At 65.1% G+C, this 14,537-nt stretch carries 15 protein-coding genes; 4 read left to right on the forward strand and 11 right to left on the reverse strand.

The window, feature by feature from the left end:
* Positions 1-8: 8 nt before the first annotated feature.
* Entirely contained in the window at positions 9-1,037 is a 1,029-nt protein-coding gene (glpX, locus tag B133_RS0101160; protein ID WP_036418855.1) for a class II fructose-bisphosphatase, read from the reverse strand.
* Between the two features lie 53 nt (positions 1,038-1,090).
* Here glpX and B133_RS0101165 point away from each other — a divergent pair, with 53 nt between their 5' ends.
* On the forward strand, positions 1,091-1,714 hold the full coding sequence (locus B133_RS0101165; RefSeq protein ID WP_018598871.1) for a DUF4245 domain-containing protein: 624 nt from the start codon (positions 1,091-1,093) through the stop codon (positions 1,712-1,714).
* A gap of 9 nt (positions 1,715-1,723) precedes the next feature.
* Here the strand turns inward: B133_RS0101165 and B133_RS0101170 are convergent, their stop codons facing one another.
* The gene (locus B133_RS0101170) at positions 1,724-2,923 is read right to left on the reverse strand and encodes an AI-2E family transporter (RefSeq protein ID WP_018598872.1); all 1,200 of its coding nucleotides are present in this window, start codon (positions 2,921-2,923) and stop codon (positions 1,724-1,726) included.
* Positions 2,924-3,437: 514 nt separating this feature from the next.
* On the opposite strand from B133_RS0101170, the gene B133_RS0101175 reads away from it, so the two are divergent.
* The gene (locus B133_RS0101175) at positions 3,438-3,713 is read left to right on the forward strand and encodes a hypothetical protein (protein ID WP_198290966.1); all 276 of its coding nucleotides are present in this window, start codon (positions 3,438-3,440) and stop codon (positions 3,711-3,713) included.
* Between the two features lie 14 nt (positions 3,714-3,727).
* Here the strand turns inward: B133_RS0101175 and B133_RS0101180 are convergent, their stop codons facing one another.
* The 4 genes from B133_RS0101180 to B133_RS0101195 are packed head-to-tail and all read right to left on the reverse strand — an operon-like array spanning position 3,728 to position 8,618.
* Entirely contained in the window at positions 3,728-4,636 is a 909-nt protein-coding gene (locus tag B133_RS0101180) for a formylglycine-generating enzyme family protein (protein ID WP_018598874.1), read from the reverse strand.
* A complete protein-coding gene (locus tag B133_RS0101185; protein WP_018598875.1) occupies positions 4,629-5,522 on the reverse strand; it encodes an HAD family phosphatase in 894 nt (297 codons plus the stop codon). The genes B133_RS0101180 and B133_RS0101185 overlap by 8 nt, the downstream gene beginning before the upstream one ends.
* Positions 5,523-7,064 carry an arylsulfatase gene (locus tag B133_RS0101190; RefSeq protein WP_018598876.1) on the reverse strand — a complete coding sequence of 514 codons (1,542 nt, stop codon included), beginning with the start codon at positions 7,062-7,064 and terminating at the stop codon, positions 5,523-5,525.
* Between the two features lie 3 nt (positions 7,065-7,067).
* The gene (locus B133_RS0101195; protein ID WP_018598877.1) at positions 7,068-8,618 is read right to left on the reverse strand and encodes an arylsulfatase; all 1,551 of its coding nucleotides are present in this window, start codon (positions 8,616-8,618) and stop codon (positions 7,068-7,070) included.
* 172 nt (positions 8,619-8,790) lie between these two features.
* Here B133_RS0101195 and B133_RS0101200 point away from each other — a divergent pair, with 172 nt between their 5' ends.
* Positions 8,791-9,066 carry a dsRBD fold-containing protein gene (locus tag B133_RS0101200; protein ID WP_018598878.1) on the forward strand — a complete coding sequence of 92 codons (276 nt, stop codon included), beginning with the start codon at positions 8,791-8,793 and terminating at the stop codon, positions 9,064-9,066.
* A gap of 2 nt (positions 9,067-9,068) precedes the next feature.
* Here the strand turns inward: B133_RS0101200 and B133_RS0101205 are convergent, their stop codons facing one another.
* From B133_RS0101205 to B133_RS0101220, 4 genes are read right to left on the reverse strand one after another with little or no spacing between them, the layout of a single operon-like run.
* Entirely contained in the window at positions 9,069-10,169 is a 1,101-nt protein-coding gene (locus B133_RS0101205; protein ID WP_198291023.1) for an NAD-dependent epimerase/dehydratase family protein, read from the reverse strand.
* Between the two features lie 52 nt (positions 10,170-10,221).
* Positions 10,222-10,434, reverse strand: a complete 213-nt coding sequence (locus tag B133_RS0101210) for an exodeoxyribonuclease VII small subunit (protein ID WP_018598880.1) — start codon at positions 10,432-10,434, stop codon at positions 10,222-10,224.
* The gene (gene xseA / locus B133_RS0101215) at positions 10,421-11,683 is read right to left on the reverse strand and encodes an exodeoxyribonuclease VII large subunit (protein ID WP_026255828.1); all 1,263 of its coding nucleotides are present in this window, start codon (positions 11,681-11,683) and stop codon (positions 10,421-10,423) included. Before xseA ends, B133_RS0101210 begins: the two co-directional genes overlap by 14 nt.
* A complete protein-coding gene (locus B133_RS0101220) occupies positions 11,680-12,261 on the reverse strand; it encodes a lipid droplet-associated protein (protein WP_026255829.1) in 582 nt (193 codons plus the stop codon). The genes xseA and B133_RS0101220 overlap by 4 nt, the downstream gene beginning before the upstream one ends.
* A gap of 53 nt (positions 12,262-12,314) precedes the next feature.
* Between B133_RS0101220 and B133_RS0101225 the strand changes: the two genes are divergently transcribed.
* Complete coding sequence (locus B133_RS0101225) at positions 12,315-13,316, forward strand: 4-hydroxy-3-methylbut-2-enyl diphosphate reductase (protein ID WP_026255830.1); 1,002 nt, start codon at positions 12,315-12,317, stop codon at positions 13,314-13,316.
* A gap of 6 nt (positions 13,317-13,322) precedes the next feature.
* Here B133_RS0101225 and B133_RS0101230 read toward each other — a convergent pair whose 3' ends face one another.
* Entirely contained in the window at positions 13,323-14,504 is a 1,182-nt protein-coding gene (locus B133_RS0101230) for a DUF6542 domain-containing protein (protein ID WP_026255831.1), read from the reverse strand.
* Between the last annotated feature and the right edge of the window lie 33 nt (positions 14,505-14,537).

Here is a 14,537-nt window from a genome sequence, read left to right on the forward strand (position 1 = left end):
GCGGTGGATTACGGCAGGGGTCGGACGGCGGACGCGTCACCGATGAAATCGATGGCGGAGTATTCGTTGAGCTTGGACAGCCGGTGGTAGGCCTCGATCATCCGGACGGTGCCGGACTTGGACCGCATGACGATCGACTGCGTGGTGCACCCACCGCTGGCGTAGCGCACGCCCCTGAGCAGGTCGCCGTCGGTCACGCCGGTGGCGCAGAAGAAGACGTTCTCGCCGGACACCAGCTGGTCGGTGCCCAGCACCGCGTCGAGGTCATAGCCCCGGTCGATGGCCTTCTGCCGCTCGGCGTCGTCCTTGGGCGCCAGTTTCGCCTGGATCGCGCCGCCCATACAGCGGATGGCAGCGGCGGCGATGATGCCCTCGGGGGTGCCGCCGATGCCGGCCAGCATGTCGGTGCCCGAGTTGGGCCGGCAGGCCGCGATCGCGCCGGCGACGTCGCCGTCGGTGATCAGTCGGATCCGGGCGCCGGCGTCGCGAACGTCGGCCATCAGCTGCTCGTGGCGCGGCCGGTCGAGGATGCAGACCGTCACGTCCTCGACCGAAAGGCGCTTGGCTTTGGCGACCTTGCGGATGTTCTCGCCGATCGAGGCGTTGACGTCGATGGCGTCGGCGGCTTCGGGGCCGACGGCGATCTTGTTCATGTAGAACACGGCTGACGGGTCGAACATCGCCCCGCGCTCGGCGACCGCGAGCACGGAGATGGCGTTGGGCAGGCCCTTGCTCAGAAGGGTGGTGCCGTCGACCGGGTCGACCGCGAAGTCGCAGTCGGGGCCGTCACCGTTGCCGACTTCCTCGCCGTTGTAGAGCATCGGGGCGTTGTCCTTCTCGCCCTCGCCGATCACCACGACGCCGCGCATGGAGACCGAGTTGACCAGCTCCCGCATGGCGTCGACGGCGGCGCCGTCACCGCGTTCTTTGTCACCGCGGCCGACCCACCTGCCTGCGGCCATGGCTCCCGCCTCGGTGACCCGGACAAGTTCAAGGGCAAGGTTGCGATCAGGGGCTTCGCCCCGCGTGGGACTCATGGCGTGATTCTCCCAGAACGGGACGGGGTTCGGGGAGCTGGGATACTGCAACCATGACCACCCAGCCCACACCGGTCCCGAAGCCGGAAAAGTCGCGGTTGCTGCAGGACGGCCGGGACATGTTCTGGTCGATGGCGCCGCTGGTACTGGCGTGCATCGTGCTCGCCGGCCTGCTGGGCATGTGCTCGTTGGCGACCGACGGACCGGGCCGTGGTCCGGCGCCGGTGTACGACGCGGTCGCCGGATTGCATGCCGACGCCGATGCGCTCAAGATCCCACTGCGGGTACCGCAGCTGCCCCAGGGCTGGCAGGCCAACTCCGGTAGTCGCGGCAGCATCGACGGCGGCCTCACGTTGCCGGACGGGCAGCACGGGCGTGCGGTGTTGTCCCGGGTCGGCTACTTGACTCCCACCGGGGCCTACCTGAGCCTGACCCAGAGCAACGCCGACGAGACCGCGCTGGTGGCCTCGATCAAGGCGGGCGCCTATCCGTCGGGGACACAGAACGTCGACGGTGTCACCTGGGTGGTCTACGAAGGCGAGAACCCCGAGCCGGTGTGGACGACGCGCCTGAGCGGCCCGGCCCAGATCGCCATCACGGGCGCCGGCAGTACGGATGAGTTCCATACGCTGGCAGCAGCGACGCAAAGGCAGTCGCCACTTCCCGTACAGCGCTGACAGGCACGCTCAGGGCTTGTCTGACGCCGGCGTAGCGGGTTTGGTGTCCGGGGCGTGCGCTTCGGCAGGCGGGTTCGTGGCTTTGGCCGCCGCGGCGCGCAGCCGGGACCACAGCCGCTTACGGGGTGCTTCGGCCTCGGGCGCCTCCAGTTCGACACCTTTGTAGACCGCCAGATAGACGCTCACGGTGGTGACGATGATGATCATCAGCACCGGGCCGATCACGAGGCCGAAGAAGCCGAACATCGAGATGCCGGCGAAAACAGCCAGCAGCATCAGTGCCGGGTCCAGCCGTGCGGCCTTCGGTACCAGGAACGGACGCAGCACGTTGTCGATGTTGGTGACCACCAGCAGATGCCACACCACCACGAAAATGCCGCCGGTGACATTGCCGAAGAACGCCATCCCAATGCCGAACGGGATGGTCACGATGCCGCCGCCGAGCGGGATCACCGACAGCGCGGTCAGCAGGATCGCGAAGACGAAGAACCCTTCGTGGAAGCCGCCGATGTAGACCGAGATCGCGCCGGCGAGGCCCTGGCACAGTGCGATCACGAACTGACCCTTGACCGTGCCCTTGACCATGGCTCCGATCTTGGCCAGGTACAGGTCGGTTATCTCTTCACCGAGCGGATTGAGCTGACGGATGAGGGTCAGCACACCGTTCTGGTTGACCAGCAGTGAGATGAACACATACAGGAAGATGATCGCTGCCGTGATGGCGCCGACCATCCCTCCCACAGCCCCCTGTAGGACGCCGAGTAGCCATTGGCCGATGTGCTGAGACACCGTGACGATGGTCTCGCGCAACGATTCCGCCGTGACGTGGATGTGCAGGAACGGCACACGCTCCAGCAGCGAGTTGATGAGATCGAGGGTGCGGGAGCCCAGGGTGCTCAGATCGGTTGCGGCCACCCAGTTGCTGACCGCGTTGACCATTTGGGTGACCTGCACGATCCCGAGGAAGACCAGCAGTGACACCGGCACGACCAACAGCAACATGGCCCACAGCAACGTCAGAGTGGCCGATACCCCGGTTCCGAACCGGCGCAGTAACCGGTGGTACAGCGGCGAGAACAGATAGGCGCTGACGGCAGCCATCACGATCAGGACGAAGAAGCTGCGCAGGAAGTAGGCACCGGCCAGTAGCGCGATGACGGTGATGACCGCCAACGCGCGTCTTTGGGTGAGCGTGAATTGGTTGTCCATGCCGCCTTTCCCGCCGTTGCGCTGACCTTAGCGTCACGCACGCTCGAGGTTCGGCGGCTGCGCCCGGCGAGTTTCATGGGGTGGCCGCTGGTGCGCGGTTCGCCGAGCCGGCCTCGACGTTGGCCTTCCGCGTCGACCTCGGCGTCTGCACGACCTCTCGCCGGACTGTCCCGCACGTGCCCGTCACAAGAACTGGGCGCTGCTGTGTGGTTTGGCTGATTGGCGGGCAGCAATCTGCTAGAAATCTGCAGCCTGCGTAGAGATAAACAATGGCAAATCTGTCTGCCGTTGCCGCCGATGAATGGGACTGTGATCGCTATGGGTGTCCGACTGCGACGGTCGGCATCACTTCGCCGGTTTCTGTGCCGATTTGTCCGACAAACCATTCACTTTTCGATTTGTCTGTTTGCCTGGCGTATCTGCATTGTGACTATGAAGAAGAAACGAAAACGAGCCGATCGCAGGTGTTTGTGATGTACTCGGTTGCACTCGTCGACAATTGGGGAGGTGCGGAATGCCAGAAGATGCCGTGGCGGGGGTTAACGACAGCGGACCGGAGCAGGTTGCCGGTCAAATAACTGTAGGTACACCGGTCACGGTGTATCCCGGGACCGACGACGCCCTGCACGGGGTGGTCGTCGAGGACTTCGCGGATCTGGCAGGGACCGCAGTCGAGATCGCCGGTGAACAGATCGTCGGGCCGGCCCGGCGGTGGGCTGTCAACCTCGACGACGGTGGCTTGGTGTTCGTCGACGACGACAGCATTGCCGCCGACCCACAGCTGGCCTGAGCCGCACCGCAGGTTCAGCGGGGGCCGGCCTGCGGCAGACGTCTGACACAGCGAAAACCGATGTGGCTCATGCCGGTGTCCACCATCTGTGGCCGCCGGGCCGCGGGCCGGTAGCGCATGCAGTAGCTGTCGGCGCACAGGAACGATCCGCCCTTGATCACCTTGCGGCCGATGTCGAACTGAGGCTGATCGGGATCGAAACTATCTGCGGCACAGCAGGGTTGCGTGGTCCGGTCAGCGCCGTACCAGTCGCTGGTCCACTCCCAGACATTGCCCGCCATGTCGAACAGGCCGTAGTCGTTGGGCGGGAAGCTGCCTACCGGTTTGGTTGTGCCGTAACCCGTTTCGGGTAGATACGGAAACTGGCCGTGCCAGTAGTTGGCCAGCCGTTGACCGGGCTGCTCCGGCTCGTCGCCCCATGTGTAGGCCGCCCCGGAAAGGCCGCCGCGCGCGGCTGTCTCCCACTCTGACTCGGTGGGCAGCGCCAGGCCGGCCCAGCGGGCATAGGCTTCGGCATCCTCATAGGAGATGTGCACCACGGGATGCGTCTCGCGCCCGCGCAGTGACGATCGTGGCCCGCGCGGATGGTTCCAGCATGCGCCCGGCGTCCAGGTCCACCAGAGGTTCAGGTGTCGCAGATCCACCGGGCCCGTGGTCCGCTGGAACACCATTGAGCCGGGCACCAGGTTCTCCGGCGGGGCATCGGGGAAATCGGCGGCGCTGACCGGTCGCTCGGCGAGCGTGATGTAGCCGGTGGCTGAAACGAACTGCGCGAACTGGCTGTTTGTCACCTGATGCGACTGGATCCAGAAGCCGTCGGTGCTGACCGGCCGAGCGGGACCTTCCTCGGCGTAATGCCGGTCGGAACCGAGCACGGTGGTCTGTGCCGGTATCCAGACCAGGCCGGCATCGGACTCAGTCAAAGATCCGGGACCAGTCGTCACGCATGCTGGCCACCGTCCACCCGCGTTCGCCGGCCAGTGCCAGCGCCTTCTCCGCGCCTGCGGTGTAATCGAATTCGCGCTCCGCGTCGTCGTGGCGCAGCAGCATGCTCAGCGACGGGCCTGGCCCCGCGCTGGTGTATTCGAGCATTTCGATGTCGCCGTTGGAGTTGCCCGCGGCGAAGATCGGTCGGCGCCCGATACGACCCCAGATGCGCACCGGCTTGACCGGGCCATCGTCGAAGAACTCCGGTGTGGGGGTGGTCTTGAGGTGACCATCGGCAAAGTCGAGCCCGACCGAGCTGCCGATGACCCGTTCCGGTGGTACGCCGTACATCTGAGCGGTGACAGGACGCATGAAGTCCCGCCCGCCGCCGGATGCGATGTAGGTGGTAAAGCCGTTCGCCTCAAGGTAGCGCAACAGTTCGACCATCGGTCCGTACCCGCAGGCGGTGTATGGGCGCTTGAGCGTCGGGTGTTGGCCACGGGCGAAGAACGCCTTGACCTGCTCGGCGTGTTCTTCGACGGGCAGCCCGGCGTAAGCCGAAAGGATGCCCCCGGCAAGGACTTTGAGTGCCGAGTCGTCGCCGTTGTAATGCTTTGTGACGGCATCGCCGAACCAGCCGAGATCGCCGGAGGCGGCCGCTTGGTACGGCTGCTTGGCGGCCAGCGCCGGGTCCGCGGCGGCCTGCTCGGCGAGCCTGCGCACCAGGAAGTCCAGCTGGATGTACGCCGGTTTCTCACACCACAGCGTGCCGTCGTTGTCGAACACCGCGACGCGTTCTTCGGGGGCAACCTCGGCGGTGACGCGGCCTACGAAGTCGACGATCACCGCCTTCGTAGGCCCGTTGTTCCAGGACTCCAGCATCTAGTCGGCCGCCAGGAAGGCGTGCAGCTTGGCCACCGCCTGGTTGATGGTGAACGACGCGGCCTCCTGACGGGGCGGGAATTCCTTGAAGGTCTCCAGGAACTGCGTCACGATGGCCCCGGCGTAGAACGCGATGTAGTCGTGATCGAGCCACCAGTCGTAGTACGTATTCGACGTGATGTCGGCCCGCTCGTACGGGTCGGTGCGCAGGTTGTAGATCTTGGGCGCCCGTAGCGGTGTGAAGGGCTCCGCCCAGATCTGCAGCGTGCCCTGGCAGCGCTGCTCCTGAAAAACGACTTTCCAGTTGTGGAAACGTAATCCGAGTACGTCGCAGTCATCGGAGAAGTAGATGAAGCCTTTGCGTGGACTCTCGTCGACTTCGCCGGTGAGATACGGCAGCAGGTTGAACGCGTCCAGGTGGACGTGGAAGTTTTTGTCCCCGACCGGATGTCCCGCCTTGAGCTTGTCGATGATGTCCGGCTCCCCGGCCGCGGCCAGGAAGGTCGGGAACCAGTCGTGGTGCTGGATGATCTCGTTGGAGATGGTGCCCGCCTTGATCTTTCCGGGCCAGCGGATCAGCTCCGGAATCCGGAAGGCGCCCTCCCAGTTGGTGTTCTTCTCGCTGCGGAACGGTGTCGTGGCGCCGTCGGGCCAGGTGTTGGCGTGCGGGCCGTTGTCGGTGGAGTAGATGACGATGGTGTCCTCGGCGATGCCCAATTCGTCGAGTAGGTCGAGCAGCTTTCCGACGTGACCGTCGTGGTCGATCATCGTGTCGTGGTACGGCGACTGCCAAACACCTGCCTGGCCAACCGATTCCGGCTTGGTGTGGGTCCGCAGGTGCATGTGGGTGGTGTTCATCCACACGAAGAACGGTGTGTCGGCGGCCACCTGGCGCCGGATGAAGTCGACGCACGCGTCGGTGGTGTCGTCGTCGATGGTTTCCATCCGCTTCTTGGTCAGCGGTCCGGTGTCCTCGATGCGCTGCTTGCCCACCGGACCGTACTTCGGATCGTCGGGTTCGGTGGAAACCTCATCGGTGGCCCAGGAGTGGATCACTCCGCGCGGCCGCTGCAGGTCGGCCAGGATCGGAAACTGTTTCTTCTTCGGGTAATCCGGGAGCTCGGGTTCCTCTTCCACGTTGAGGTGGTAGAGGTTGCCGAAGAACTCGTCGAACCCGTGCACGGTCGGCAGGTACTTGTTGAGGTCGCCGAGGTGATTCTTGCCGAACTGCCCGGTGGCGTAGCCGAGCGGTTTCAGGCATTCGGCGATTGTCGGATCCTCGGCCTGCAGCCCGACGTCGGCGCCTGGGAAGCCGACCTTGGAGAGGCCCGTGCGGTAGACGCTCTGCCCGGTGATGAATGCCGAACGGCCCGCCGTGCAACTCTGTTCGCCGTACGCGTCGGTGAACAGCATGCCTTCCCTGGCCAGGCGATCGATATTGGGTGTCTGATACCCCATCAGCCCCATGCTGTAGCAGCTCAGGTTGCTGATCCCGATGTCATCGCCCCAGATGACCAGGATGTTCGGTTTGCCGTTCGGCATCGGTCAGTCCTTCGCCAGGTACTCGTGCAGCTTCTCGACGATCTGGTCGACGCTGAAGCTGGCCGGTGGGTGCCGCGGCGGGAACTCCTTGAATGTGTCGAGGAACTTCGCGGCCATGGCGGTGGCGTAGAAGATGAAGAAGTCGTGCCGGAGCAACCACTCGTAGTAGGTGTTGGACGTGATGTCGGCGTACTCGTACGGGTCGGTGCGCAGGTTGAAGATCTTGGGCACCCGCAGCGGGGTGAACGGGTTGGCCCAGATCTGCAGGGTGCCCGGGCAGCGCTGCTCGGCGAACACGATCTTCCAGTTCTCGAATCGCAGCGCCAGCAGTTCCGCGTCGTCGGAGAAGTAGAAGAACCCGCGCCGGGGGCTGGTCTCCACCTCACCGGTCAGGTACGGCAGCAGGTTGTACCCGTCGATGTGGACCTGGTATTCGGTCTCGCCGTCGGCCCCGGCCTTGTGGCCCGTCTTGAGCTTCTCCGCGATATCGGGATCACCCGCGGCGGCCAGCAGTGTGGGCAGCCAGTCGTGGTGCTGGATGATCTCGTTGGACACCGTGCCCGCCTTGATCTTTCCGGGCCAGCGGACCAGTTCCGGAATCCGGAAGGCGCCCTCCCAGTTGGTGTCCTTCTCGCTGCGGAACGGCGTGGTTCCGGCGTCCGGCCACGAGTTGCGGTGCGGGCCGTTGTCGGTGGAGTAGATGACGATGGTGTCCTCGGCGATGCCGAGTTCGTCCAGCACGTCGAGCACCGTGCCGACGTTGCGGTCGTGATCGATCATCGTGTCGTGGTAGGCCGACTGCCACAGCCCGGCCTGACCCCGGCTTTCCGGCTTGGTGTGGGTGTAGAGGTGCATATGCGTGAAGTTGCACCACACGAAGAACGGATTTCCCTCGGAATGCTGGCGCTTGATGTAGTCGACGGTGGCATCGGCGATGTCCTCGTCGATGGTCTCCATCCGCTTGGTGGACAGCGGCCCGGTGTCCTCGATGGTCTGCTTGCCGACCGGACCGAACTTCGGGTCGTCCGGTTCGGTGGACACCTCTGTGGTGGCCTTGCACTTCAACACGCCGCGCGGCTTGGCCAACTGGTAGAGGCGCGGGTAGCGGTCCTCGTGCGGGTAGTCGAAGTTCTCCGGCTCCTCCTCGGCGTTGAGGTGATAGAGGTTGCCGAAGAACTCGTCGAAGCCGTGCACCGTCGGCAGGTACTTGTTCAGGTCGCCGAAATGGTTCTTGCCGAATTGGCCGGTGGCGTAACCGAGTGGCTTGAGCAACTCCGCGATCGTCGGATCCTCGGCCGCCCACCCGATGTCGACGCCGGGCACGCCAACCTTGCTCATGCCGGTGCGGTACACGCTCTGGCCGCTGATGAACGCCGCACGGCCCGCGGTGCAGCTCTGTTCGCCGTAGGAGTCGGTGAACCGCATGCCCTCGTCGGCGATGCGGTCGATGTTGGGTGTGCGATAGCCCATCAGGCCGTCGCTGTAGCAGCTGAGGTTGCTGATCCCGATGTCGTCACCCCAGATCACCAGGATGTTCGGCTTTCCGTTTGGCATGGCGCCCCCTCGCAGCGGATCAAGTAGCGGATCAACCTGTGCCCGTCGGACTTTATGCGCTGCGGGACGGCAGCGGTGCGGGTTGGGCACTGTGACAGCGAAATTTACGAGAATGTCCACTCTGGCGTTGCGCACCGCGATGGCGCACCCTGTAGTACGGAGGTTGATCGACATGTACGAAAAGGATCTGTCTAGCAAGTGGTTCGTCGAAATCGAGTTCTCCGAAGACGACATCCACACCCACGCCTCGGTACACGCACAACTGCGCGATGGCACCATCGCGACTACCGGTGATGCCTACCGCAATCCCAAAGACCCGAGCGCACCGATGGTCGGCGAGGAGATCGCGGCCGCCCGTGCTCTCATCGCACTGGGTACCGAGCTGCTGCAGCTGGCGTCGTCGCGGATCGAGCAAAGCACCCACCATCCGGTGCATCTGTACCGCTGAGATCAGGCGAGTGTCGGCTGCCTGCTCAGCTCGGCCTCCATCTGCCGGAACAAGTCAACGTAGTACGGCAGGCAGTGGACCATCGCTTGCTGCGTGGTGAACAACGGCTCGTATCCCAGATCACGCTTGGCTTTGGCGATCGAGAAGGAGTTGTTCAGGTAAAGCCGTTCCACGGCAAGGGGTTCGATCAACGGCTCGGGAATGCCGAACGTGAAATGCAGCCGCTGCCACAGTGTCATGGCTTTGTGTACGAGCCGGCCCGAAACCCGGACGTTGGGGAGTGTGCGCCCGCATGCCGCGATCACCGGGCGGGCGAACTCGAACATATTGACCGGATCGCCGTCGTTGATGAAATACGCCTGGCCGGGGGCGGTGCCACCGGGCGCCAGATGTTCGGCGGCCAGGATGAAGCCGTGGATCAGGTTGTGGACGTAGGAGTTGTCCAGCTTGACGTTCTTGTTGCCGACGAGCACTTTCACATGACCGGCCAACACGCTCTCGAACACCTTGCGGAACATGGTCTGATCGCCGCGACCCCAGATGCCGCTGGGGCGGATCGAACAGGTGAGCATGCCATGTTTCCCGTTCTGGCTGAGCACGAACTCTTCGGCCACGACCTTGGTCTCTGTGTACAGGTCGTTGAACCGCCAGGTGTACGGCATGCTCTCGTCACCGTTGACGATGTTCTGACCACCCATCACCACGCTGTTGGACGCGGTGTAGATGAATCGGTCGACATCCGCTGCCTGCGCTGCGTGCACAAGGTTCTTGGTGCCCTCCACGTTCACGGCGAAGCTCCGTTGCCGGTACTCGTCGGTGACTGACGCGCCACCCAGCAGATCGATGACGGCCGCGGTGTGAAACACCGTGTCGATGTTTCCGACAGCTGCGGCGACTGTGTGCGGATCGCGGATGTCACCCTGCAGAACCTCCAGGGCGGGGTGCTCGGTGAGCGGCGACGGTGCGCGATCGAAAGACCGCACGGTATATCCGCGATCGAGCAATTCGGTCACCAGGTTGGCACCGACGAAGCCGGAGCCGCCGGTTACGAGGACGCGTCCGAGTTCGGTCTTGAGAGATGCGGCACCCATGGCGGAAAGTATAAATGAAACGTGTTCTAATATCGACTAGATTTCGGTGAGGCCGCTCGCCGGATCAGTCGTTGTCGCCGTCTCGGTCGGCCAATGCCCGCTCGACTCGCTGGCGGGCTCCGGCTAAGTGTTCTTCGCATCGTTTTGCCAGTGCTTCGCCTCGTTCCCACAGTGTCAGCGAAGCATCGAGATCGAGGCCCCCCTGCTCGAGTTGCTGCACCACGGCGATGAGTTCGTCGCGGGCCTCTTCGTACCCCATCTCACTAATGGTCTTCATATGGATCTTCCTCAATACTTCCTTCGATGCCGTCGCTCACGGCCGTGACCACACCATCGGCCACCCGGACTCGCAACCGGGTTCCGTCCGGCGCGTCGCCAACCGAACGCAACACCACCGGCGTGCCCGAAGCGGGCACAGCCTGCACCACCGCGTAGCCGCGGGCCAGCGTTGCTGCCGGGCCCAGTGTGCTCAACCGGGCTGACAGGTGCCGGATCGTGTCGCTCTCGGCGCTGATCAATCGAGTGACGTCGCGCTGCATCGTGGCACGGGCCCGCTGGATCTCCTCGCCACGAGTCGACAAATCGGCCAGCGGCTGGGCCAGCACCGGGCGGCTGCGCAGCTGTTCCAGGAGGTGTTGTTCGCGATGTACCCAGTTGCGTAGCGCGCGAGCACTGCGCCTGCGCTGGTCGGCGACCAGGGCTTGTTCTGCGGCCGCGTCGGGCACGATGCGCTTGGCGGCGTCGGTGGGTGTGGCAGCACGCAGATCGGCGACCAGATCGCACAGCGGGTTGTCCGGCTCGTGGCCGATCGCGCTGACCACCGGTGTGCGACAACCGGAGATGGCCCGGCACAGCGTCTCGTCGGAGAACGGCAGCAGATCTTCGACGCTGCCGCCGCCGCGGGCCAGCACGATGACATCCACGTCGGGGTCCGCGTCGAGGGCCGCGAGGGCCTCGACGATCTGCGGTACCGCGTTGGGGCCCTGCACGATGGTGTTGCGGATGGCGAACTGCACGGCGGGCCAGCGCCCGGTGGCGACTGTGGTGACATCGTGCTCGGCGGCCGACGCGCGTCCGGTGATCAGTCCGATGGTGTTGGGCAGAAAGGGGATTGGTCGCTTGAGCCGTGGGTCGAACAACCCTTCGGCCTCCAGCAGGCGGCGCAGCCGGTCGATACGGGCCAACAGCTCGCCGATTCCGACGGCGCGAATCTCGCTGACGCGCAACGAGAATGAGCCACGGCCGGTGTAGAAGCTGGGTTTGCCGCAGATGATCACCTGCGTACCCTCGGCCAGCTTGACCGGGGCATTGCGCACCAGATCACGGGGGCAGGTGAGAGTCAGCGACATATCGGCGGCCGGATCACGCAGCACCATGAACACCGTTTTGGAATCCGGGCGAACCTTCAGCTCGGTCAGCTGCCCTTCGACCCACACCGCGCCGAGCCGGTCGATCCACTTGGCGACGCGGGTGGCGACGGCGCGCACCGGCCAGGGGTTCTCCGGTGACTGGCCGGGTTCAGTCACTTCGCGGTCGCGCGGGTGATCCTGTTGGTGAGCAGCGTGACGAACGGGGCCCGGGCCTGGCCGGCTTCCTCATAGGCCAGCAGTGCCTCCAGATCCGCGACGCGCAGCGAACTGAGCCGAGCCCGCAACTGCGCCAGCGTCAGGGAGTCGTAGTCCACCTCGTCGACGATCGCGGGAGCGGTGCCCATCGCCGCCGGTTCCGGTGCAGCGGCACGGCCATTGCCGGAATTGACGCCTGCCGGCGGCTCGCCCATGCTGTACAGGGCAAACCGGCCTTCGGTGCGGCGTTCGCCGTCGGTCTGCTGCGTGGGGACTTGGTCGGGCCCGGTGTCCAGGTCCTCGTCGAAAGTGGCCCACTCGGGCTGTTCGTCCTTGGGCGGAAACAGCTGATCGAGCACTTCGTCACCCTTGATGACCAGTTCGGCGAGGTTCTGCTGCAAGTGCATGACAAGGTTGGCGGCCTGGCTGGCCACGGTCATCGGGTACATGAGAATGGTGTGAGGGAGCCTGCGGGTTTCCTCGATCGCAGTTACCGCCGCGCCTACGAGTAGCCGGACCCCATACGGTGCAGTTCCCATGGGCAACAGACTACGGCTGGCTCACGCGCAGCGGCTCCCCGTACCCTGGTGACATGCCGCCAACAGTGAATATGGGTATCCCGGGTGCTTCCAGCTCGGTGAGTTCCGGTGCTGCCGGCAAGCGTGTCCTACTCGCTGAACCGCGCGGTTACTGCGCCGGCGTCGATCGCGCTGTGGAGACCGTCGAGCGGGCACTCGAGAAGCACGGCGCGCCTGTATACGTGCGCCACGAGATCGTGCACAACGTGCACGTGGTGCAGACACTGGCCAAGGCGGGTGCCATCTTCGTCGATGAGACCGATGAAGTGCCCGAAGGCTCCATCGTGGTGTTCTCCGCGCACGGGGTGGCGCCGACGGTGCACGAGACGGCCGCCGCTCGCGACCTCAAGGTCATCGACGCCACCTGCCCGCTGGTGACCAAGGTGCACAACGAGGCCAAACGGTTCGCCCGTGACGACTACGACATTCTGCTGATCGGCCACGAAGGCCACGAGGAAGTGATCGGCACCGCCGGTGAAGCGCCCCAGCACGTCCAGCTCGTCGACGGTCCCGACTCGGTGGACAACGTCCGCGTCCGCGACGAGGACAAGGTGATCTGGCTGTCGCAAACCACGCTGAGCGTTGACGAGACCATGGAAACCGTGCAGCGGCTGCGGGAGAAATTCCCCAAGCTGCAGGATCCGCCGAGCGACGACATCTGCTACGCCACCCAGAACCGCCAGGTTGCGGTCAAGGCGATGGCACCCGAATGCGAGCTGGTCATCGTTGTCGGCTCGCGTAATTCGTCGAACTCGGTGCGGCTGGTCGAGGTGGCGCTGGGCGCCGGCTCCCGGGCGGCCCACCTGGTGGACTACGCCGAGGACATCGACCCGACCTGGCTGGAGGGCGTCACCACCGTAGGTGTGACCTCCGGGGCGTCGGTGCCCGAGGTCCTGGTCCGCGGTGTCCTGGAGTGGCTTGCCGACTACGGCTACGACACCGTGCAGCCGGTCACCACAGCCAACGAGACGCTGGTGTTCGCGCTACCACGGGAGATCCGCGCACCGCGCCGCTGAGCGCGTTCAGCCGTCGTATTCCCAGGTGTTGTCGCGGTCGGGCGATGGCCGCCGTCGGCTCCGGTACTCCTTGTGACCGTCCTCGTCCTCGGCGCCGCGGTACCGCACCCGCGATACCGGGTGGTGGGATGCGTTGCCGTTGCGAGTGGGTGGCGCTTCGTACGGGTCCTCAAAAGGTTGATAGTCGTCGAAACGACGGCGACGTGGCTGGCGGTCGTGCGCCGTCGCGGTGCGCCGTTCAGGCGGGGGCTGTTTGCGGGGTTCTCGCGGCTGGGCGCGCACGCGCCGGCGGGCGTCGGCCGGTGGGACCAGCGGCGGCTCCGAGGCTCGTGGTGCCCTGGCCCGGCGCGGCCGCTCGGCGATCGGCTCACCGAACTCATCCAGCAGCGGACGGCTGGGACGTGAGCGTGGGGGAGTGGCTCGCTTGGTCGCTCTGCGTTCGGCGGCGGCGTCCTCGGTTGCCTCGGGCCGTCGCCGCCTCGGCGGCTCGGTGCGGTGAGGTCGCTCGGCGCGGTCCGGGCGTCCGGCTCGGGTCTGACGGTGAACCTGCTGCGAACGATCTGCGCGACGCCGACGGGGCGTCGGCTCGTCATCGGAATCCGGCGCCGGCGATCGCCGTGTCACGGGTTTGCGGACCAGTAGTCCCGACAGCTTCGCTGTGACAGCTGCCACAATTCCGGTCCTGGCCAGCGTGGCGATCGGTTTTCGGGTCTTGGACGTCTCGTTCTTCTCGGTCTTGTTGGCGCTGTCCCGGGTCATGAGGGCGAAGTACCAGCGTGCCAAGCCGATCAACAACACCGCGGCCGCGGTGAACAACATCAGCGGAAAACGTTCGATCAACGGATATCCGCAGTTGATGGCCACGTCTTTCACGCCGCCCAACTGGCCGCCGTGGAACAGGAAATATGACCCGGGCACCGCCACGAACAGGATCAGCGGAGGTTGGATGACCGCGGTGAACACTCCGGACTGCCGCACGGCGAGGACCGCGGCCAGACAGCCCAGCGCGTAGCAGACGGCGAAGACGGTACTGAGTTCTCGATCACCCGATCCGGCGTCGAAAGCGAAGCCGATCGCGGTAGCCGTCACGGCCAGCAGCACAGCACCCCACCACGGCAGACCTGGCCATTTGGGGTACACAGAGCGATGGTCAGCCGGCACTGCCGACTGTGCGCGCTGTCCTGACACAGGTAGACCGTACCGGCTTCATCGCACCGCGTG

It is taken from the genome of Mycobacterium sp. 155, from assembly GCF_000373905.1.
Taxonomy (GTDB): domain Bacteria; phylum Actinomycetota; class Actinomycetes; order Mycobacteriales; family Mycobacteriaceae; genus Mycobacterium.

Bases quoted from the DNA above. Each gene is read 5' to 3' on its own strand.
- B133_RS0101200 (WP_018598878.1), top strand. From the start codon at position 8,791: ATGTACGAAAAGGATCTGTCTAGCAAGTGGTTCGTCGAAATCGAGTTC.
- B133_RS0101170 (WP_018598872.1), bottom strand. From the start codon at position 2,923: ATGGACAACCAATTCACGCTCACCCAAAGACGCGCGTTGGCGGTCATC.
- B133_RS0101210 (WP_018598880.1), bottom strand. From the start codon at position 10,434: ATGAAGACCATTAGTGAGATGGGGTACGAAGAGGCCCGCGACGAACTC.
- B133_RS0101165 (WP_018598871.1), top strand. From the start codon at position 1,091: ATGACCACCCAGCCCACACCGGTCCCGAAGCCGGAAAAGTCGCGGTTG.
- B133_RS0101175 (WP_198290966.1), top strand. From the start codon at position 3,438: ATGCCAGAAGATGCCGTGGCGGGGGTTAACGACAGCGGACCGGAGCAG.
- B133_RS0101185 (WP_018598875.1), bottom strand. From the start codon at position 5,522: ATGCTGGAGTCCTGGAACAACGGGCCTACGAAGGCGGTGATCGTCGAC.
- B133_RS0101220 (WP_026255829.1), bottom strand. From the start codon at position 12,261: ATGGGAACTGCACCGTATGGGGTCCGGCTACTCGTAGGCGCGGCGGTA.
- B133_RS0101190 (WP_018598876.1), bottom strand. From the start codon at position 7,064: ATGCCGAACGGCAAACCGAACATCCTGGTCATCTGGGGCGATGACATC.
- glpX (WP_036418855.1), bottom strand. From the start codon at position 1,037: ATGAGTCCCACGCGGGGCGAAGCCCCTGATCGCAACCTTGCCCTTGAA.
- B133_RS0101195 (WP_018598877.1), bottom strand. From the start codon at position 8,618: ATGCCAAACGGAAAGCCGAACATCCTGGTGATCTGGGGTGACGACATC.
- B133_RS0101225 (WP_026255830.1), top strand. From the start codon at position 12,315: ATGCCGCCAACAGTGAATATGGGTATCCCGGGTGCTTCCAGCTCGGTG.